At 64.8% G+C, this 820-nt stretch carries 1 protein-coding gene; it reads left to right on the plus strand.

Annotated elements, in window-relative coordinates; all coding sequences use genetic code 11:
- On the plus strand, nt 1-819 hold an 819-nt coding region (locus tag WNE31_RS18400), incomplete at its 5' end, for a calcium-binding protein (RefSeq protein ID WP_349981397.1).
- Between the last annotated feature and the right edge of the window lies 1 nt (nt 820).

Below are 820 nucleotides of genomic sequence, written 5' to 3' on the forward strand. Positions count from 1 at the left end.
GCCGGCACCTCTGGCGACACGCTGGATGGCGGGGCCGGGAATGATATGCTGATCGGCGGGACCGGCGTCGATACCATGACCGGTGCCGCGGGCGATGACGAATTGCTGGGCGACGCGGGGGGCGACAGCCTCTGGGGTGGCCACGGTGACGACACTCTCAGTGGCGGCACGGGCGATGACCGGATTTACGGCGGCGAAAGCGCCGACCTGATGTTTGGCGAAAACGATCAGGACACACTATCGGGCGGCGCGGGCAATGACACGGCCTATGGCGGCACGGGCAATGACCGGCTGTATGGCGGAGAAGATGACGACCTGCTGTCGGGGCAGAACGGCAATGACACGCTTTCGGGCGGAACCGGCGATGACGCGATGCTGGGCGGCAACAACAATGACCAGTTGTTCGGCAATGAAGGCCGCGACCTGCTGTTTGGCGACAGCGGCGATGACTCGCTGAATGGCGGCACCGAGGATGACGTTCTGGTTGGCGGGTTGGGCATCGACGTGATGACCGGCGGGCACGGCAATGACGTGTTCGTGTTTCTGGACGCGGCCGAGTCGACCGATGCGGCGCGCGATACCGTGCTGGATTTCGTGCGCGGCGAAGACCTGATCGACCTCTCGGCGGTGTCGGCCCAGACCATGGGGTTTGTCGGCAATGCGGGCTTCACCGGTGGTGGCGCGGCTTCGGTGCGCTATGCGCTGAACGTGGCGGGCAACGCGGTCGTATCAGTCGACAGCGACGGCGACGCGGTCATGGACATGCGGTTCGTCATCAATGCCCAGTCCGCGCTGGATGCCGGTGATTTCATCCTGTGAT

This window comes from Shimia fortis (genome assembly GCF_040225985.1).
Taxonomy (GTDB): domain Bacteria; phylum Pseudomonadota; class Alphaproteobacteria; order Rhodobacterales; family Rhodobacteraceae; genus Shimia.